Annotated in this window: 16 protein-coding genes, 1 tRNA gene and 2 pseudogenes; 10 read left to right on the forward strand and 9 right to left on the reverse strand. The window is 61.4% G+C overall.

The genetic code is table 11. The features are described from left to right. Nucleotides 1-3: 3 nt before the first annotated feature. The 4 genes and pseudogenes from H8F27_RS11495 (at nt 4) to istB (ending at nt 5,784) form a co-directional block, all read left to right on the forward strand. A complete protein-coding gene (locus H8F27_RS11495) occupies nt 4-1,143 on the forward strand; it encodes an IS5 family transposase (protein ID WP_197148207.1) in 1,140 nt (379 codons plus the stop codon). A gap of 360 nt (nt 1,144-1,503) precedes the next feature. Next, nucleotides 1,504-2,730, forward strand: a pseudogene (locus H8F27_RS11500) (IS256 family transposase). A 749-nt stretch (nt 2,731-3,479) separates the two neighbouring features. Then, a complete protein-coding gene (gene istA / locus H8F27_RS17640; protein WP_231596205.1) occupies nt 3,480-5,117 on the forward strand; it encodes an IS21 family transposase in 1,638 nt (545 codons plus the stop codon). Continuing rightward, nucleotides 5,014-5,784 (forward strand): IS21-like element helper ATPase IstB, encoded by a 771-nt coding sequence (gene istB, locus H8F27_RS11505; protein ID WP_231596206.1) that lies wholly within the window; start codon nt 5,014-5,016, stop codon nt 5,782-5,784. The genes istA and istB overlap by 104 nt, the downstream gene beginning before the upstream one ends. A gap of 356 nt (nt 5,785-6,140) precedes the next feature. Here istB and H8F27_RS11510 read toward each other — a convergent pair whose 3' ends face one another. The 4 genes and pseudogenes from H8F27_RS11510 to H8F27_RS11525 all read right to left on the reverse strand — a co-directional run bounded on the left by H8F27_RS11510 (nt 6,141) and on the right by H8F27_RS11525 (nt 14,422). Next, the gene (locus tag H8F27_RS11510) at nt 6,141-7,094 is read right to left on the reverse strand and encodes an IS1595 family transposase (RefSeq protein WP_197147974.1); all 954 of its coding nucleotides are present in this window, start codon (nt 7,092-7,094) and stop codon (nt 6,141-6,143) included. Nucleotides 7,095-7,221: 127 nt separating this feature from the next. After that, nucleotides 7,222-7,746 carry a GIY-YIG nuclease family protein gene (locus H8F27_RS11515; RefSeq protein WP_231596229.1) on the reverse strand — a complete coding sequence of 175 codons (525 nt, stop codon included), beginning with the start codon at nt 7,744-7,746 and terminating at the stop codon, nt 7,222-7,224. A 520-nt stretch (nt 7,747-8,266) separates the two neighbouring features. Then, complete coding sequence (locus H8F27_RS11520) at nt 8,267-12,331, reverse strand: right-handed parallel beta-helix repeat-containing protein (protein WP_197148208.1); 4,065 nt, start codon at nt 12,329-12,331, stop codon at nt 8,267-8,269. Nucleotides 12,332-12,806: 475 nt separating this feature from the next. Next, nucleotides 12,807-14,422 (reverse strand): annotated as a pseudogene (locus H8F27_RS11525) (IS3 family transposase). A 153-nt stretch (nt 14,423-14,575) separates the two neighbouring features. Here H8F27_RS11525 and H8F27_RS11530 point away from each other — a divergent pair. Beyond that, a complete protein-coding gene (locus tag H8F27_RS11530) occupies nt 14,576-14,788 on the forward strand; it encodes a Nif11-like leader peptide family natural product precursor (RefSeq protein ID WP_197148209.1) in 213 nt (70 codons plus the stop codon). A 101-nt stretch (nt 14,789-14,889) separates the two neighbouring features. After that, nucleotides 14,890-15,150, forward strand: a complete 261-nt coding sequence (locus tag H8F27_RS11535) for a hypothetical protein (protein WP_094560470.1) — start codon at nt 14,890-14,892, stop codon at nt 15,148-15,150. A gap of 300 nt (nt 15,151-15,450) precedes the next feature. Here the strand turns inward: H8F27_RS11535 and H8F27_RS11540 are convergent, their stop codons facing one another. Beyond that, nucleotides 15,451-15,621 (reverse strand): hypothetical protein, encoded by a 171-nt coding sequence (locus H8F27_RS11540; protein ID WP_197148210.1) that lies wholly within the window; start codon nt 15,619-15,621, stop codon nt 15,451-15,453. A 266-nt stretch (nt 15,622-15,887) separates the two neighbouring features. On the opposite strand from H8F27_RS11540, the gene H8F27_RS11545 reads away from it, so the two are divergent. Then, the gene (locus H8F27_RS11545) at nt 15,888-16,031 is read left to right on the forward strand and encodes a chlorophyll a/b-binding protein (protein ID WP_197148211.1); all 144 of its coding nucleotides are present in this window, start codon (nt 15,888-15,890) and stop codon (nt 16,029-16,031) included. Between the two features lie 247 nt (nt 16,032-16,278). Further along, a complete protein-coding gene (locus H8F27_RS11550) occupies nt 16,279-16,515 on the forward strand; it encodes a chlorophyll a/b-binding protein (RefSeq protein ID WP_197148212.1) in 237 nt (78 codons plus the stop codon). Nucleotides 16,516-16,618: 103 nt separating this feature from the next. Here H8F27_RS11550 and H8F27_RS11555 read toward each other — a convergent pair whose 3' ends face one another. The 3 genes from H8F27_RS11555 to H8F27_RS11565 form a co-directional block, all read right to left on the reverse strand. After that, nucleotides 16,619-16,816, reverse strand: coding sequence for a hypothetical protein (locus H8F27_RS11555; protein ID WP_197148213.1), 198 nt, complete (start codon nt 16,814-16,816; stop codon nt 16,619-16,621). A gap of 244 nt (nt 16,817-17,060) precedes the next feature. Further along, nucleotides 17,061-17,360, reverse strand: coding sequence for a hypothetical protein (locus tag H8F27_RS11560; RefSeq protein WP_197148214.1), 300 nt, complete (start codon nt 17,358-17,360; stop codon nt 17,061-17,063). 243 nt (nt 17,361-17,603) lie between these two features. Continuing rightward, nucleotides 17,604-17,677 (reverse strand) — tRNA-Arg (locus tag H8F27_RS11565). 162 nt (nt 17,678-17,839) lie between these two features. Here H8F27_RS11565 and H8F27_RS11570 point away from each other — a divergent pair. Together H8F27_RS11570 and H8F27_RS11575 are read left to right on the forward strand one after the other, a co-directional pair. Beyond that, the gene (locus tag H8F27_RS11570) at nt 17,840-18,031 is read left to right on the forward strand and encodes a hypothetical protein (protein WP_197148215.1); all 192 of its coding nucleotides are present in this window, start codon (nt 17,840-17,842) and stop codon (nt 18,029-18,031) included. Between the two features lie 49 nt (nt 18,032-18,080). Continuing rightward, nucleotides 18,081-18,788, forward strand: coding sequence for a helix-turn-helix domain-containing protein (locus H8F27_RS11575; RefSeq protein ID WP_197148216.1), 708 nt, complete (start codon nt 18,081-18,083; stop codon nt 18,786-18,788). Here H8F27_RS11575 and H8F27_RS11580 read toward each other — a convergent pair. Beyond that, on the reverse strand, nt 18,767-19,009 hold the full coding sequence (locus H8F27_RS11580; protein ID WP_197148217.1) for a hypothetical protein: 243 nt from the start codon (nt 19,007-19,009) through the stop codon (nt 18,767-18,769). The two genes, H8F27_RS11575 and H8F27_RS11580, sit on opposite strands and share 22 nt — an antisense overlap. Between the last annotated feature and the right edge of the window lie 18 nt (nt 19,010-19,027).

The raw sequence follows: 19,027 nt of genomic DNA on the forward strand, positions 1-19,027 counted from the left end.
CAGATGCGAGGTCACCGGGAGCGCAGCGGCTCCCTGTTCTCCTACGTGTCGATCGAGGAGCGGATCCCAGCCAGCCATCCGCTGCGGCGGATCCGGAAATTGGCGGATCAGGCGCTCGATCGGCTCAATCCCACCTTTTGCGCGCTCTACGCCGCAGAAGGCCGGCCCTCGGTGCCGCCTGAGCAACTGCTGCTGGCCTCGCTGCTGCAGGCGTTCTACGGCATCCGCTCGGAGCGGCTTTTGCTGGAGCAGCTGCACTACAACCTGCTGTTCCGCTGGTTTGTGGGCCTGAGTCCGGACGATCCGATCTGGCACCCCACCACGTTTACCAAGAATCGCGAGCGGCTTCTCAATGACGACGTCATGGGGCGTTTCCTCGAGAAGCTGATGGGTGGTCCCGAGGTCAAGCCGCTGCTCAGCGACGAGCACTTCTCAGTGGATGGCACCCTGCTGCAGGCCTGGGCCTCCCATGCCTCGCGGGAGCGGATCGACGGTCAGGAGGACCCACCGCCCCCGCCGTCAGGCCCGGGCGAGGGTTTTGGCGCTCCAAAGCCCGGCAAGAAGCGGGCGAAAGGCGATTTCCGAGGCATCAAGCTCAGCAACAAGACCCACCGCTCCGGCAGTGATCCCGACGCCTTGCTGGCCCGGAAATCCAACGCCCACCCGGCTCAACCGAGCTACCGGGGTCATGTGCTTATGGACAACCGCCATGCCCTGATCGTCGATTGCAAGGTCACGCAAGCCACGGGCACCGGGGAGCGGGATGCCGCCAAAGCCATGGCCGCGGATCGTCCCGGTGCCCACCAGAAAACCATCGGTGCCGACAAGAACTACGACACCAGGGGCTTTGTCGCCGAGATGCGCCGCATCGGCGTGACGCCGCACGTGGCGCAGAACACCGCCCGCTCTGGTGGTTCCGCCATCGATGGCCGCACCACCCGCCACGAGGGCTACGCCAAGTCGATCAACGCCCGCCGCGGCATCGAGAAGGTGTTCGGCTGGATCAAACAGTGGGGCGGTCTGCGCCAGTTCAAACTGCGCGGTGCCGAAAAGGTCGGCGCGGTGTTTGGCCTGCACGTGATCGCCTACAACCTGATCCGGCTGGGCAACCTGCTCAAACCGGCAATGGTGGAGGCTGCATGAACAGGCAGTTGCCCAGAGGTGTGCCAATGAGGCGGCTTCCAGGAAGCCCCAACGGGGCAAATCGCCTGAAATCTGGCGTTCAGAACCGCTTAATCAGCGAAATCCAGCCCGAACAGCGAGTAATCAGATCGCGAGAGGGAGGAACGCAGCCTGCGTCCCCTGCAGTGGTGTAATTCCCCTGGGCCTCAGCCCCGGCGTAGCCGGGGCTGAGCGTCCGCACCTCAAGCGATCGGCTCAGCGGCTGGCGTTGCAAGGGGCGGGGCACCCCGCGAATTCAGCGCCTCGGGCGCTGGATTCGTGGGGACCCCGGGTGGGCAGGCCCGTTTCCCTGGTTCGAGTACCACCTCAACCAGACGAACCATGCCCACGACCCATGTTGCCTCAGCTGAACTGGCCTCGCTACTGGACGGCAGCAGTGCTGGGGAGCTGATCCCCGAGCTGGCCCGCTACGGCCTGCAGCAGCTGATCGAACTGGAGGCCTCCGCTGTGGTCGGTGCCGATCGCCATGAGCGCAGCGAGGAGCGGACCAACTACCGCAACGGCTAACGGCCACGCACCCTGACCACCCAGCTTGGGGATCTGGCGCTGCAGATCCCCAAGCTGCGGGCCGGCAGCTTCATCCCCTCGATCCTCGAGCCCCGCCGCCGGATCGATCAGGCCCTCTATGCGGTGATCATGGAGGCCTACATCGGTGGGGTCTCCACCCGCAAGGTCGATTCCCTGGTGGCGGCGTTGGGCTCCCAGAGCGGCATCTCCAAGTCCCAGGTGAGCCGTATCTGTCAGGACATCGACGTGCAGGTGCAAGCGTTCCTGAACCGGCCGCTGGAGAGCAGCGGCTACGCCTACGTCTACCTCGATGCCACCTACCTCAATGGTCGGCTGGGCAAGGCTCAGCAGGTCTGCTCCCGCGCTGTCGTCGTTGCCATGGGGGTGAACGAGGACGGGCGCCGTGAGTTGCTGGGCCTCAAGGTAGGCAACAGCGAGAGCGAGCCCTTCTGGGCAGAGTTCATCTCCCACCTCAAGGAGCGGGGCCTGGGTGGCGTCAAGCTGGTGATCTCTGATGCCCACAGCGGCCTCACCAAGGCGATCCGCAGGCAATTGCAGGGCTGCGTCTGGCAGCGCTGCCGGGTGCACTTTGCCCGCAACCTGCTGCAGCAGGTGCCAAAAGCTCACCAGGGCATGGTCACCGCCGCCCTGCGATCGGTATTTGCCCAGGAGAGCGCAGAGGAGATCGAGTCACGCTGGGATGATCTGGCCGCCTCGTTGGCCGAGCGCTTCCCCAAGGCCGCTGCACTGATGCACGAGGCCAAGGAGGACGTGCTGGCCTTCCGCCACTTCCCCAAGGACCACTGGCGCAAGATCTGGAGCACCAACCTGCTGGAGCGGGTCAATGAAGAAATTAAACGCCGTACCAGGGTCGTGGACATCTTTCCCAATGACGCCGCCATTACCCGCCTGGTGGGTGCGGTGCTGTTGGAGCAGCACGAGCACTGGCAGCTTGAGGGCGGCCGCATGGTCTCCGCCGAAAGCATGGCGGCCATCCCCGAGCTGGGCGACACCGCTGCACTGCAGGCCGCCGGCGCCTGAGAGCCGCAGGACCCAAGGCCCCAGGTGATCAAGGCTGCAGCGCCCCATAGGGCGCAGCGGCCTTGATCACCGCCCGGGGGCCGATCACTGAACCACTGGCAGCACAAACCACCACAGCTCACAACACATCCGCGCTCGGACGAAAGACTTGACAAGTCAATCGTCCTGATTCAACGTGAAACAACGAGGTGTATCTGCACCTCCGGAATGAAAGCTTTTCATTCCACCCTGTTCACCCTCTGATCAGGGCATTCGGGCCTCCGGTTTTACATCACGCAAAGGGACGCGGCCGGAACGCAGCGTTTCTGACGGTTCCGCAAACTCTTAAGGCCAGCGCAGCTCGAGGCCGCACGTAGCTGGCGGCCTTGCCCCACCCACTACCGCCTGGTCGGGTTCCATTGCCCCTTCTGCTCGCTTGCCAGCTGGAAGTAGAGCAGCGACCTGCTTGCTCCAGCCGCTCGCTCCCGCTCGGGCATTCCGCAAAGGCCCGTGCCCGCTGCGGAACCTGGCAGCTGCAGAGAGCGGAACGGCAGCTACAGCCGCTCCTGCCTGGTCGGGCTTCCGTTTGCCTAGACGCCCATTCAGCACCTCAGCTGGGTGGAGGGGACCATCGGGTCTGCAAAACCGCTCTCCAGTTTTTCCCGCTTCTCGGGGAGTCAGGTGCGCGTTCTTTGCATCACAGCGATGTTCCCTGTCCGCCGACAATGAAGTTGGCCGGTCGGCGACAAGCTCGTTGGCCGGTGGGGTGAGTGCTGGAGACCCTGGTGCCGATGCGCAGGGACCAGGTGATGCCGGCACCACTGACAAGCCACCAACGCAATCTGTTCATGACGAAACGACGAGGCGGCAGCAGCCAGGAGGCTGCTGCCGCAGCGGCGGGCATCTCAGTGCGCAGTGCTCGCCGGATTGAATGCAATCAGCTGCAGCCGCGGGCGAACCAGCCCCGTGGCCGCACCCGCCCCGATCCGCTGGTAGGGGTATGGGAGGAGGAGCTGGTGCCGTTGCTGCAGCGCTCACCCGCGCTGACGCCGATCACGCTCCTGGAGCATCTGCAGCAGCAGAAACCTGATGTGGACTGGATTCCGCTACAGCGCACCCTGCAGCGCCGGGTGCGGGAGTGGAAGGCACTGCACGGCCCGGCGCCGGAGGTGATCTTCCCTTTGAGCTATGAGCCTGGCGAAATTGCCTTCTGTGACTTCACCCAGCTCAAGGGGGTGGAGGTGACGATCGCCGGCCAGGTGTTCCCCCATCTGCTGTTCCACTACCGCCTGGCCTGGAGCGGCTGGAGCTATGCGCAGGTGGTCCAGGGCGGCGAGAGTTTTGCAGCCCTCTCCGAGGGTCTGCAGAACGCTCTGGCTGCCTGCGGCGGGGTGCCAGGTGAACTGCGCACCGACCGGTTATCAGCAGCGTGCCGTAACCGCAACGGCAGTTTCAGCTCCGACATCACCCGCCGTTATCACGCCCTCTGCAGCCACTACAGCCTGGCCTACAGCCGCAACAACCTGGGGGTGGCGCATGAGAACGGCCGTGTGGAGAGTCCCCATGGCCATCTCAAGCGGCGGATCGAGCAGGCGTTGCTGCTGCGCGGCAGCAGTGATTTCGAGTCGCTGGCTGAATACCAGGCTTTTCTGGCCGCGGTGATTGACCAGTACAACAGGCCGCGCCTGATCCGGCTGGAGCAGGAGCAGGCGGCGCTGCGGCCACTACCGCGGTTTCGTTTTGCCGACTACGACATTGAACAGCTCACGGTGCGGCGCACCAGCACGATCGAGGTACGCAGAGTCGTGTATTCGGTGCCGCCGCGGCTGATCGACCAGCGGCTGACGGTGCGGATCTTCCACGACCGGCTGCAGCTGCTTCTGGGCCGGCAGATCGCCTGCGAACTGGAGCGGCGCCACGGCGGTGTCGAGCGTCATGGGCGGGCGTGGAGCATCGATCTGGAGCACCTGATCGATGCGCTCAGGCGAAAACCCCGGGCATTGCTGCACTGCAGTTACCAGCGGGAGCTGTTCCCCGATGAGCGCTGGTGGCAGCTGTGGCAGCAGCTGCGCAATGGCGGTGACCGTGACGCCGCCGCCCGATTGATGGTCGAGGCGCTGTATGTGGGCTGCCGCCTGGCGGGCTACGAGCCAGTGCTGGGTTGGCTCGAGAAGGCCCATCAACGGCAAGGGCTGTCGCTGGCGGCGCTGCAGCAACGCTTCCGGCTGCCGCCCCATCGCCCCCACCCACCGCAACGCATTCCCCAACACAGCCTGCAGAGCTATGACGACCTCCTCGTCCTCAGTGCCCAGACCCCAGGCGGTGGAGGCGGCCCTGCCGATGCTGCTGCGGCAGCTACGGCTGGCGCGATTCCGCTCCCACTGGCAGAGCCTCGCCTTACAGGCTGAGGCCGAGGGCTGGAGCCCCAGCCAGTTTCTCTATGCCCTCTGTGAGCAGGAGGTGGAGCAGCGCCAGCAGGCCCGCCAGCAACGGTTGCTGCGATCAGCCCAGCTGCCCTGGAGCAAGGTGCTGGCGGATTACGACCATGGCGGCCGAATCGAGGCGCACCGATGGCAGGAGCTGGAGGCTCTGAGCCGCCAGAGCGATTGGCTGCAGCGGAGTGAAAACGTGCTCTTGTTCGGCCCCAGCGGTGTGGGCAAAACCCATCTGGCCATCGGCATCGCCCTGGCGCAGATCGGCCTGGATCAGGCCTGCCGCTTCTATCCCGCCACGAGCCTGGTGCAGGAGCTGCAGAAGGCCCGCGCCGACTACAACTTGCCGGCAGCGCTGGAGCGGCTGGATCGCTACCCGCTGCTGCTGATCGATGACATCGGCTACGTGCGGCGGGATGAACAGGAGAGCAGCGTGCTGTTTGAGCTGATCTGCCACCGCTACGAGCGCCGATCGCTGCTGATCACCGCCAATCAGCCGTTCACCGCCTGGGATGAGATCTTCCCCAGCAGCTCAATGACCGTGGCGGCGGTGGACCGGCTGGTGCACCACTGCCACATCGTCGAGATCAGCGGCGACAGCCACCGCCGCGCCCAAGCAAGCCGGCGCAGCGGCAGCAAATAGCCACAGCAGCCGTAGAGAAGCGGAGAACAGCCCGGGAGATTGTCGTCCGGCGACAACCTGGTGCCGATGGTGCCAGATCCCGGCGGGGAGCTCCGCGCTGCCGGCGGACCGTGGGTTCCGCCGGCTCGTGCGCTCCAGGGCAAGGCTCAGCAGAGGTCTCGGCGCCTAACCGGCCAACGTGGTTGTCGCCTGGTGCCGATCAGAGGAAGTCAGTGCTGGCAATGGCTCGGACTGATGTGTGGCTCAGTTTTCGTGTCGCCTCCAGCGTCATCGCCCCCCAGTTGTCGCCGGCGACAACTGGGGGGCGATCAGTTCCCCTCACCGGCCAACTTGATTGACGCCAATCGGCCACTTGATTACCCATAAGCCTCCGCAACCCTGAGATCCCGCTCCGTGCAGGGCATGCAGCAACAGACCGCATTGGCAATGCGATCAGTCATCGCAACCATCGAGAAGCGCCGGTTGAACCGGAAGCAGAAGCCGCCCAGGTAGCGCCTGGCGTACTTGTCGAAATTGAAAGCGTGGAAGGTGCCGTTGAAGCCGGTCTTGAGGTTGCCCAGCACGGTGTTGATCCAACGGAACTGCGGCAAGTCGTTTGGGTGCTTCCCACCGGTGACGATGGCGTGATGGCTGCAGCCTGCCGTGGTCACGGCACGAAAGCAGGCCAGGCCATCGGAGAGCACCTGACTGCCGGGCGCCAGATGGCGCTTGGCCCACTCAGCGATGGCCTCTGAGCTGAAGCCACTCACGGCTGTGATCCTGGCGTGAATCAGCCGGCCCGCCTCATTCAAGGAGACGGCCGCGACGATGGGGATCTTGTTCTCTGAACCCCGACCTGCCTTGCCGCCCGGCAGTTCTCCGCCGAGGTAGGAATCATCGATCTGGACTTTTCCCCGCAGCAGGTAAGCCTCCTCCCGATCAGCCATCGCCCGCAGAATCTTGTGGTGCAGCAGCCAGGCGGTGTCGTAGTTCACGCCCAGGTGGCGGCTGAGCTCCAGCGAGGAGATCCCTGTTTTGGCCTGCCCGATCATGTAAAAGGCCAGAAACCAGGTGGTCAGAGGCAATTTCGTGGCCTGCATGATCGTGCCAGCCGTGAGCGTGGCCTGATGGCCGCAGCTGCGGCACTGATAGCGCTTGAGCCTGCGGCCATAGACCAGCCCATGCTCATGGCCATTGCAGCGGGGACAGCGGAACCCACCGGGCCAGCGCGCCTTCTCCAAAGCAGCCTCACATTGCACCTCGGTGCCGTAGAGCCGCTGGAAGTCAGGCAGTGAAAGGCCTTTCTGGAACTGGATGACGTTGCGCGCCATGACTGAACTGGTATGTGCGTACCAGTCTACGGCCCAGGCTCGCGGTGCGCGGAGCGAGCTGGGTAATCAAGATCGGCCAAGGGGGTTGACGCGGGACAGTTCCCGCTCTCCACCACCATGCAGTCCCTCATTGATGCCTGGGAAGAAGCACAAGCTTCCGGTCAATGGCAGGAGCCACAACCCGACTGTCTGCTTGGAAGGATGCCTCCAGGTGCTTCCGCTTGGCTTCGCTCATTCGGTACTCCTTGGCCTCTGCTATCAGCGTTAGCCGCAGCTCCGAGTCAATGCCGAGGTCGGTCTTTAGTTGATCAAGCTCCGCTCTGATCTCGTCGATGGAGACACGGAAGAACTCCTTGCGCTGGTTCTCCAGGTTCAGACGCCTGAGGTCGAAGTGTTTGTGCAGGGCGTTCTCTAGAGCTGGCGCATCGCTTGTGCGGATCATGGCGTGCACATCAAACGGAAAAGGGACTGAGGCATCGCCCAGCTCTTTCACTCGATCCATTGGCTCCAGCCGGCGTGTCATCCCGATCTTGTAGATGTCTTCGCCGAGGCTGCCGACGTTGCTGATGATGTAGACGTGGCCGGTCTTGGTGAGCATCGCCTGGCTGATAGCTCTCTTCTTCTCCTCGATCTCGGCAATCCGCTGTTGCAACTCTTCGATCTTGGAGTTGAGCTTGGCCTTGTCTTTCTCGCTGGCGAGTTGAAACTTCTCGCTCGGCCTTCTCTAGCAACTCTTGGTATTTGGCCTCTTCCTTATGCACAGGCGTGGCCAGCTGTCGCGAGTGGCTTGGGAGCAATAGGTCGCAGGTTCGAATCCTGTCGCCCCGATTGACTTCTTAGGGGTAGTCCTCCTGCCGGGCACAGAAAAGTAGTTTAGGTGGCACGCGACTCCACCACGAATTCCTTCCCCTCAGCCCAGAGGATTCCTCTCGCTTGTCGTAATGGTTGAGGTAACCGCACGGAAGCAGCGGTGGAACATGCCAGGAAGTGCAAGATCGCTGTGATCAAGGCCAATTCACCATGATTGAGCCTGGAGCGTTCTTGATAATTGGGTCAATAGGTGATCCTCATCAGAACTGGTGAGTTCCTATAAAGAAATAAAGAGCCCCCATTGCTAAGTGGGGGCTCTTCGAAGCCTTCAGCTATAGATTAAGCAATTAATCTACTCCAAGCTAGAAGCGGAATACTTCGACTGCTGGTGAATCTACTGACGCCTCGGCGCCAGTGTTAACGCTGTCGAGATAAGTGTCGAAATCGGTGGTGCCATCGGGAGCGAAGATGCCAAGGAATCCAGCAGGGACAATGATCTTCAGGTCTTTGTCGCCGGCAGCGGAGAAATCATTGCCTTCGATCTTGAACTTGAAGCTGTTGCTGGTGGACTTGCTCAGGCTCTGGTAGTCGATCGCATCACCGGCTTCAGCGGCGCTGGTCACCGTGTTGTTGGTGATCGTGAAGGTGCCAGTGGTGATGGAGCCTTCCGCCTCCGCCTCCTCGCCGAAGGTGGCCTTGATCAGATCACGCGGATCCTTGTTGTCGGAACCAACAGGATTGTCGTTGGTTTGAACGATGCGGTTGTTGTTGATGGTGATGTCGGCATCGAAGACGACGCCCTCACCAGCTTTCTCATTCACCGCAAACTCGATCCCATCACCAATGCGGGTTTGGATGTCGTTGTTCTCAATCACAGCGGTCACCTTGGTGGTGCCGTTCTTCAGCCCTTCGTTGATGGTGAATTTGATGCCCTCCGCCTTTTCGCCGCTCTCGTTGGTGCCGGCTAGGTTGTCGGTGTCGGCTTCGATCGTGTTGCCGGTGATCGTGAAGTTGTAGACACCCGAGGCTGTGAAGTCGGTGTCAGACACATTCTCCTGCAGGGTGATGGCGATGCCATCGGTGGAGCCGTCTTCCCCAGGGGCTGCACCCTTGGCGCCGGAGGTTTTCAGGGTGTTGTTCGTGATGGAGACGGTGGCTTGGGTGTTGGCACCGAAGGCATCAAGGGTGAAGCCTTCATCGCCGGCACCCGTCACGGTGTTCTGATCGACAGTGAGAAACAATCGACCGTTGTCGCCGATATTGGCGTCGATACCGTCAGCACCACCTTGGAGATTGCTAACGGTGTTCTGATCAATCACCGCGGTGAGGGTGGCGTTGCTATCGCAGGCGCCGGCCACACCGTCGGTGAAGGCATCGGAGCCAAGGTTCTCACCGCCGCGGCAGATGTTCACCTCGATGCCATCAGTGGCGTTGGTGCCGCGATCAGCAGGGAAGCCCACACCGGAGGTGAGGTTATTGTCTTTCACGGTGTTGCCGGTGATGGCGATGTAACCGTCTTTGTTGTTGCGAACGAAGATGCCTGCTTCCAGGTTGGAGTCTTCACTGGCCTTCATCCCCGACACGGTGTTGCCGGTGATGATGTTGTCGGTGCTTGTGCCGATGTTTTCGATGTAGATGCCTTCGCCTGTGGCACCAGTGATTACGTTATCTTCGATCGTTACCTTGTTGCTATTCCGCACATCGATGCCGCGACCGATGTAGCTCTCCACTGAAGAACCTTCGAGCAGGCTCAGCTCAGGGTTAGTGATGGTGTTGTCTTTGATGACCAGGTTGGTGACAGTATCGGCAAGAATCTGGTCGTTCACACGTGTGATCTTGACCTTTGAATCCTGAACCTGATTCTTGACAGTCACCTTGATTTCGGCGTTGGCATCGACACCATCGTTTTTGATGTCAACGGCGTCGCCGAGGGCGCCATTACCTTCCTTCTGAATGATCGTGTTGTTGTCGATCAAGATGGTGCCTGTAGTTTTCTCAGTCGCATCCGCTGAGCCGCCTGTGCTGAATTCAAATTTGATAGCATCTTTAACATCCCCTGTGTCAGCAACTCCGGCCTGGAGGGCATCGTTGGTTTGGGTAATCGTGTTGCTGGTCACAGTTGCATCTAGATCCACCTGCATGCCTTTCGCATCTTCGTTGATGGCGAACTCAATGCCATCACCTGAGCGGGTGGTGATGGTGTTGTTGTCGATCACCGCCTTGAGCTTCATTTTGCCCTTCAGCTGGCCCTCAGCCACGGTGAACTTGATGCCTTCCGCTTTTTCGGGCTTTTCGTTGGTTCCTGCCAGGTTGTCGGTATCCACCACGATGGTGTTGCCGGCGATGGTGAAGTCGTAGTCACCATCAGGGGTGTAATCGGTCGCTGGCAATTCCGTCAGAGTGATGGCGATGCCGTCGGTGGAGCCGTCCTCGTCATAGGCGCCGTTCGCATCCGTACGAGCCCCCTTCGCGCCTGATGTCTTGAAGACGTTGTCGCTGATGACGGCGGTGACAGCGGTCTTGGCTCCAAACACATCAAGGGTGAAGGCTTCATCGCCAGCGCCGGTAACGGTATTGCCCTTAACCGTGAGGTTCAGGGTGCCGTTGTCGCCCACATTGGTGTCGATGCCATCGGCACTGCCTTGCAGGTTGGTGACAACGTTGTTGTTCACCACGGCGGTGAGGGTGGCGTTGCTGGTGCAGGCGCCAGCGAGATCATCGCTGAAGCGGTCATCGGTACCGCCATCCTTGCTGGTTTGAATGTTGACACCACCGCGGCAGATGTTCAGCTCGATGCCGTCAGCGGCGTTTTGTCCGCTCAGGCCGCGTGAGGTGGGTGCACCCACTCCGCTTTCCTGGTTGTTGTCCTTCACCGTGTTGCCGGTGATGGCGATGTAGCCGTCTTTGTTGTTGCGAACGAAGATGCCGGCTTCGAGGTTGGTGTCGACATCCACCCGCATATCGCTCACGGTGTTGTTGCTCACCGTGTTGTTGCGGTTGGTGCCGATGTTTTCGATGTAGATGCCTTCGCCAGTGGCACCCTTCACGGTGTTTCCGGTGATGCGGATGTTGTTTCCGTTCTTCACCGCGATACCGCGGCCAATCAGGCTGCCGTTGGCATCCCCTTCAAGAGCGCTAGTGGTGGGGTTGGTGATGGTGTTGCCAGCAATCACCACATCATTGGCACCGTCGAACACGATCGCGCCTTCGCCATCCACCGAGCCGGTGAAGGTGTTGTTCCGGATGCTGACGTTGCTGGTGCTGCGGTTGGTGATCGAGGCGTTCGTGAAGCTGAAGCCTTCGATCGCACTGTCGCTGGCCACCGTCAGGGTGCCGTTGCTGATGGTCGGCGTGCGGTTGACGCTGCCGGCGCCATAGATCTCGCGCAGGTCTGCCGTGCCGTATTGGGTGTCCAGATCGGGTGCATTGCGGCCATTGCTCAGTACCGCGCTCTTGGGTATGGCCAGGCTGCTGCCGCCTAGGTCTGTGGCGTTGCCATCGGCCACCAAAATCACATCGCTGTTGCCGGCATTCACGGCGGCCGTGAGGCTGGTGTAATCGCAATCGTTGCCACTGGCGTTGCTGCCGACGCAACGGATCACCCAATCTTCATTGGTGTCAGGATTATCAGCTTTTTGGGTGCCCTTGTTGATCCGTACTTGGCTGATGCGCACGTCAATTTCACGCTCCACAGGCAGGCCACGCTGGGCCAGAAGGGCCCGCTCAGCGCGGGAGATTTCCGCTCCAGCATCGCCGTTGAGCGGCTGGGTGCCGTAGCGGATGTAGCCGGTCGCTTTGCTTTCAAAAATGTCGTCGTAGCTGTAGGTGGCACCTACAGCGAAGTTGTCGGCGATGCGCGCTTCAGCCCGGGCGCTGAAGCCAGAGCTGTCTGGGCCGTCGGCCACTGTGGCGTCGAGGTAGTAGTAGCCGGCATAGAGCCACAGGCCACCCTGGTCCCATCTGGCCACGGGAGTGCCGACTTCCAGGTCCAGACCGCCGTAGCTGGTGATCCAGTCTTGGTAGGTGTTCTTGAGATACAGACTGTTATTGCTCAGATAGGCGCCTGAATACCCCCGACCCACCTCTTTATTGCTGTCGCTCAAGGGGATGTAGCCGTTGGCGCGCAGCTCAACGTTTTTGTTGAGCGCTTCAAGGCCCACGCCGGCCTGCCAGTTGTAATCACCTTCATAAGGGGTGGTGTCGGCACCGGCGTTGACACCAAACATCCAGTCCTTACCACTACTCATCCAGCGGTAGCCCAGGCGGGTGCTGGCACCGAAGTTGCTGTCGTTGAGATCTCCGCCGAAATTCCAGTTGGCAAAACCATCCACGAACAGCACGTTCCCGTCTTTTGACTGGGAGAGGGGCGCGTAGATATAGCCACTCAAAGTATTGAATGTCCCTGCGCCCTGGCTCTGGAAGCGCAAACCACCATTTGTCTTTACTTGTGGAACGCTTCTATCTGTTGAATCCTCAGCGTGCGCGGCAGTCCCCGACAAAATTAGCGCTAGGCCAACCGCAGCAGAACGAAAGCGCATTTGTCCAAAAAATATTCTCAGCTATTTCAAGTCCCTGCCCCATCTCGAACGTTATTGATCTATTAAGAAGCGGTTACACCAAGCCCACTCGATCGGATAAGTCTTACTTTTGTCTCAGCCTTGTACCGACTGGAGTGTCTGGCTTGTGTAGCGGATGCGGCCCGATGTTCCGAAAGGCATGTCAGGCGGAGATGAGGCGCTAGAGCCCAGGCACGCAAGTCCGTAAGACTTGCCTTAGCACTGGTGCCAGGTCGAGCGCCTGTGTTGTTGGCAGAGGTTCGGGTGAGGAGTCGCCACGTCTGTTAACCCAGGTAGTAGTCCATCGCGGTGACTTTCAGGAAAGTTGTCACTCCTTGGCTGCCATTCAGGCGGCCTTGATTAAGGGTAGCGCCAGGACCGGATCGGGCTCTTCTGTTGGCTTGTTTATCCACACTTCTGCCGGTTGACTCCAGCAGCGGGTGGCACCGCTCCAGCGCGTTGGATTGGCACGGCGGGCGGCCTCGTAGACATCAGTGCGCTGCTGGCAAATGGCCTTGGCAGCTCCACTGTGGCGCTGGTGGGGCGTCACGAATTTGATCGCGCTGTGGTGGTGCCGGTGGTTGTACCAATCCACAAATGCTGCCACCCATTCACAGGCCTCCTCTTTGTTGGCGAATGGCCGGCTGGGGTAGTCGGGGCGGTATTTGACCGTACGGAAAAGGGATTCCGAGTATGGGTTGTCGTTTGAGACCCTTGGCCTGGAGAAGGATCTGAGCACGCCCATCTCCTCGAGCCGTGATTCCAGCGTCGCCCCGCGCATTGCATTGCCGTTGTCGGCGTGGAGGATTAGTGGCTGCTGCTGGCACTGGCGGCGGCCAAAGCCGTTGGGGCGGTGGTAGCGCTCCTTGAGGCAGGCCCGCTGCACCAGATCCGCGGCGATCTGAGCCGACTCCACCTCGGCCACATCCCAGGCCACCACTTTGCGGCTCCAGACGTCGATCACCAGGTAGAGGTAGAGCCACACACCCCGCACCGTGGTCGGCAGGAAGCTGATGTCCCAGCTCCAAACCTGGTTCGGGCCATCCGCCCTGAGGCGCGGCACCGAGCGCGGTTCTTGAGGCAGCCTGGCCCTCCCCCGGCGGTGGCACTGACCCGCCTGGTGCAGCACCCGATAGAAGCTGCTCTCTGAACCAATAAAGAGCTTTTGATCGGACAGTGCCGGCACGATCTGCCCTGGCGGCAGCGCGGCGTACTCCGGCTGGTTGCACGTCAGCAGGATTCGCTGGCGCTCTTCCTCGCTCAGGCGGTGACCCACCAGCCGAGCACTGCCTTTACGGCGATCCACGCCGTCCCCATCACCCAGGAAGGCCTTCCGCCAGCGTTTGAGGGTGCGCAGGCAGATGCCGATCACACCACAGGCCCTCACCAGGCCGGCGCCCGCAGCATTGGCCTCCCCGATCAGCTCGATCACCTTCCGCCGGTGCACGGCGCTGGTCAGCCTTCCTCTTCCTCCGAACAGAAGGCATCCCACTTTTTTTGCAGCACCAGCAAAGCCGCCATCTCCGCCATGGCCTTCTCCTTGCGCTGCAGCTCCTTTCTGAGGGCTTTGATCTCCCGCTGGTCCTGGGCGCGGAGCTTCTCGAGCTCCTTCTGTTCGGCCATCGTCAGCACCGGCTTGGCGTTGGCATCCTGGGCCGCCTGCCGCCAACGGCTCACCTGCTCAGGGAACAGGCCCCGCTCGCGGCAGTAGGCGCTGAGTTCGGTGGCATTGAGCCCGGCGCTTTCCAGCACCACCGTGAACTTGTCGGCGGCGTTCCAGCCCTCTGGTTCCTTCTCGGATGCCGGCACCACCTCTCCCTGCAACCGCCAGGCCTTCCTCCATTTGTAGAGGGTCATCACGTGAATGCCCAGCTCCTCTGAAATCCGGGCCACGCTCTGCCTGTGGGGCGGGTGCATCCGTCTCCTCACATCAGCCTTAACGGCCTCGCTGTATCGGCGCATTGGTCATGTCCTCAAGCCCCCGGATGGATGGATCAAAGGGGTGACATCTTTCCTGAAACCGGGGGGGGCGCATCGACAAGCGCGCTGGTGCTTCTGCGAACCACACGTTTGCGGACAGATCTGCCACTGTGCCTCCCAGCCAATCGCAGCCAGATGAGACGGTCCGATCTCGAGCGCTTGGTGGCTGATGCAGAAACCAGCCAGGAGCTCCAGCAGACCCTGAGCCAGTGCCGCAGCCGCGAGGAGCTGCTGCACACCGCCCGTTGCCTGGGCTATCGCGTCACCAAAGGCGATCTGCTGAATGCCTGGCTGGAGCACCACAACGCAGCGGAAGTTCAAGCAGCCTATAAAGCCTCCAATTACTGAGCCTCAACGCTTCTGCAAGAACTAGCCAGTGCCCGAGCCCGCTCGAGCCACGGAGCCAGGCCGGGCGCGGCAGCATGTAACGAATTCGTTACATGGCTCTCATGACTGTCGGGGAAGTCTTTCTGGAGTCCCTCTCCAGCGGCGTGATCACGGAACGAGAGATCTCCTGGGTTGCTTCCCAGCAGGGTGCCTTTGCCCGCCACGAGGAAGCCCTGGCGCTTCGGTTGGGGCGCTTGGTCGACGAGGGGCAGATCAACCTTGGCTGCCGCCTGCCTAGTCGTCTTGTCCAGCACAAGCTCGTGCTGAACGAATGGATCGAACCGCTGGGCCGGCGCCGCGGCATAGCGGCCGTCTGCGCCTGACACAGCAGCAGCTCGTATGACGCAAGACCACACACTGCAGTACTGGCAGAACATGCGCATCGCCATGGAAGCTGCTGGCGCAACCTCAAGTGCCATTGACAAACGCGCCGTGGCGATCACCCAGGGGCTGCCAGATCCCCTCTCAGCTCAGGATTCAGCTGAGGGGTAACTGCAAGTCCCCCCTGATGTGGGGGTTGCGCCGCCGATGGCGGCGCTCCTTTCGCCTGGATCACGGGCAGAAATCACACAACTCCAGTTCTCAAGTCTTGGGCTCGCTGTTGCTTTGGTGCACCGGCCCACCTATGCCGCCTGTTGCTCATCGCCCACGGATGGTGGATGGCCCACCAGTTCAGAAGACTCACAAGCGGTGATCCAGCTACGCAGCAGCGGGTAGCGCTGAACCATCGCGGCATATTCAGCTGATTGGCGGTAGGAGGATTCCAGAAGCCGGTAGTCAAGGTCCGGCTGCATGGACTGCTGCTCTCCTGAAACCAGCTCTGCTGCTAGCGCGAGATGCCTGCGGCCTGGTTGATCAGATGTCATGGAGATCAAAAGGGCGCCAAGGGCTGTGGCAAAGCGCTCTGCATCAACCCTGCTGGCGCCGGTTGGCGGTTGCTGCTCCTGTCAGTGGGAGCAGACAGAAGGCGTCGCTAATAGCCGAACGAACGACAGCGGAGCACCCCCTTGCGCCGCATGTTCACAACCTGTTACATTGGCGTCAACACTTCGTCACAACCATGACTGAGTCCACTTCTCGCTTCGGGTTTGTCGCTTTCGCTGAAACCTGGAATGGCCGTTTTGCAATGCTTGGTTTTGTGATCGGTCTTGGCACCGAGCTCCTGACAGGTCAGGGCATCCTTTCCCAAATTGGCCTGGGTTGAACGCCATGCAAACCGACTACACCGTTGCAATTTCGGTCGTTGCCCTGATCACTGCCGTGCTCTCGGCAATGACGATTTACGTGCTGAGCCGTCCTACGGACCTGGCCAAGAGGGTTGAGTGATTTCCGCAATCACACTCCTTATCGATGCCTGGATTGTTGGTGCTCTCAACCAGCCGGACCTAGCCGATTGAGCATTTAGCTCTTGTTTGTTCAGCTTTCCAGCAATTGTTCCGCCACCCAAAGCCATGACCAACACTCCTTCTAACGACCAATCATTCGATACCAGCTCCGAACAGCTGACCCTCATCGAGCAGCTCAAGCAAGTTGAACTGTTTAACGGCCGTGCAGCCATGCTTGGCATCGTCATCGGCATCGTGGTGGAAGGCCTCACCGGTTTTGGTATTGCCCATCAGATCGGCCTTGGCGCTTTATTTGATGGCTATGCCGCCTGCCGTACCCAGTTCCTGCCTTTCTGCTTCTGAGCACCTTCAGGCCTTTTGTTTTCTGACCCCTAGGTAATGCCTGGGGGTTTTTGTTTGGCGCCAATGGATTAACCGGCGGCCTCTTGGACCGCCAACTGGCCGGCTAAACGGACCAACGCAGGGGCGGCTCGAGCTCTTGGGGCTCTTCTTCCAGCTGGATTAGCCACCAGGCTGCTGGATAGGCGGGCTCGGGCTGATCGCCACGCCGCTCCAGGTGACGCAACTCCTCGGGACGTAGGCCAAAGGCGGCCACCAATTGGAACGCCAGGTGGTGCCCAACAGTCCGGTAACCGCTCGCCATCAACGGCCCAGCGGAGCAGCGCCGCGGTCTGCTGAACCTGCATCTGCCGAGCTCGGGCTCCAGGCTGCTGAAACCAGCGACTGATCACGGCGTCCAGCAGCTGGCGCGACTGGCTTGGTGCCGGATGCCTCTGCATCACGGCAATCACTTAGCGCATCCGTGGCTGCCAGATCTTGCCCCAGGTGCTGCTCTTCAGTTCTCCACTGCTGATCTTGCGTTCGCGGTAGCTGTCGATCAGTGCAGGCTAGTTGATCGGACCATCAGGGTCTGGTTCTAATGACGGCTCGTTCTCGGCTGGGCAGTTTGCATTGATCGTGTCCTTCTCTGTGTCCTGGCTGCCGAGCTGCAGCTGCAGCTGCAGGGCCTGGTCGAGAGGCGTTCCCGCCACGAAGGCTTCTCTTGCTGCAACCGCCCCCGCTGCAATGTCTTCGGCATGGGCCGCTGACCAGGGACAGCCCATCAGCACCTGGCTCTGCCTTCCATCCCCAGCGCCGGCCGTGACCCGCAACCTGGCCTTCCCTCTGTAGGGACTGACAGAGACCACCCTCTCGCAAACCCCCGCGCCTGCATCCTCAGGGCCAGCAGGGCGCTCACGGGATCGGGCTTTCGGGCGGGCGCCGAGCGGGCCATGCGTGGGAAGGGGCGGAACTGCTCATAAGTGTGAGCAGAAGTATGAGCAATTTGCCCACAGAGCTTGGCACGGGTGGGCAAGAGCGGTCAGCGGCTTTCATCCTGAAAGCCATTGCCCTGACTGGGATTTGAGCCAAATTCAAGGCCCTGACGGAAACGCCCCCTGTTGGATTCGAACCAACGACCGGCTGCTTAGAAGGCAGCTGCTCTATCCGGCTGAGCTAAGGGAGCTGGGTGGGTCGTTCAGGGGTGGCTGTCACCGCCCCACGACCTTGAACCATGATCGCCCAGCCCCTGTCGGCTCCACAAGTTCCCCAGCTCAGGCAAGATTGATGGCTACTCGGCTCCGCCCATGCCTTCCAAACTGTTGCTTGCCACCTTTCCCTGCTGGCCATGGGCACACCGCTGGCTGCCAGGGCCATGAATCTGGACCAGGCCTGTGAAAGGTTTGCCAGCAGACTCACTGCTGCCCAGGCCTCAGGTGACAGCCAGCAGGCCCAGACCACATATCAGAAGGGCAGCCAGCGCATCGCCGCCAACTTCAATGGCGCCACCTGCCCGAACGTCCAGCCGCCCAAGCCTTGAGTCCAAAGGTCTGTGCCCCTAGAGTGGACAGCTGCGCTTGTCTTGTCCCATGGCTGCCACCCGGCTTTCCGACAGCCAGAAAATCGAGATCGTGGCGCGATACCGCGCAGGGGAGGGCAGCAGTGAGCTGGCTGGGGTTTTTGGCTGTAGTGCAATCACCGTCAGTCGAGCTGTCAAGGCTGCCCTCGAACCCGCCGAATACGACCAGCTCAAACAGCAGCGCAGTCGCCCGGCCAAAGCAGCCCCTGTGCAGCTGCTGGACCCGCCCCAACCCCCGCAAATCCAGCCCGAAACAGCAGCAGAAGATGACGGCGTTGCCGTGCTGGCGATCGAAGATGCGGATGATTTTGGCGATGACTTCAGCGATGATTTCAGCGACGACGAACTTGCCGATCAGTTCGTTGAGGTGACCCCGCTTCTGGCCGATCAGCCAGGCGAGCCGGCCCGCTGCCAGCCCCTGGCGGAGGCGCCCCTGCCCGCCAGTGTCTATATGCTCGTCGACAAGATCGTCGAACTCCAGGCCAGGCCCCTCAAGGAGTTTCCAGAGCTGGGCCTGTTGCCCGATGGGGAAGGGGACCGCCAGGCTCTGCTGGTTTTTGCCAATCCCCGCCAGGCCAAACGCCACTGCGGCCGCAGTCAGCGGGTGATCAAGGTTCCCGATACCCGGGTGCTTGAGCGCACCGCGCCATACCTGATCGCCCAGGGCATCAGCCGTGTGGTGATTGAGGGCAGTCTCTATTCCCTGCCGGGCAGCTGATCGCTGCGGGGGGCTGCCAGTGCCGCGCTGCAGCCGCCGCTGAGCACCCCGATCACCAGGGCCAGCCCCACCAGGAAGCCGGCGGGCAGGGGTGCGGTGCGGCTGAAGCCGAGGTTGAGACTGGGCCGTTGTTCGAGGTTCTGGGCGCCCAGGCAAAGGATCAGCAGCAGCAGGCTGCCGCCCAGCAGGCTGGTCAGCAGCAGACGCAGGCGCACAAGCATCAAGGGCTAGTAGCTCGT

The sequence above is a fragment of the Synechococcus sp. CBW1108 genome, assembly GCF_015840335.1.
GTDB lineage: Bacteria > Cyanobacteriota > Cyanobacteriia > PCC-6307 > Cyanobiaceae > Cyanobium_A.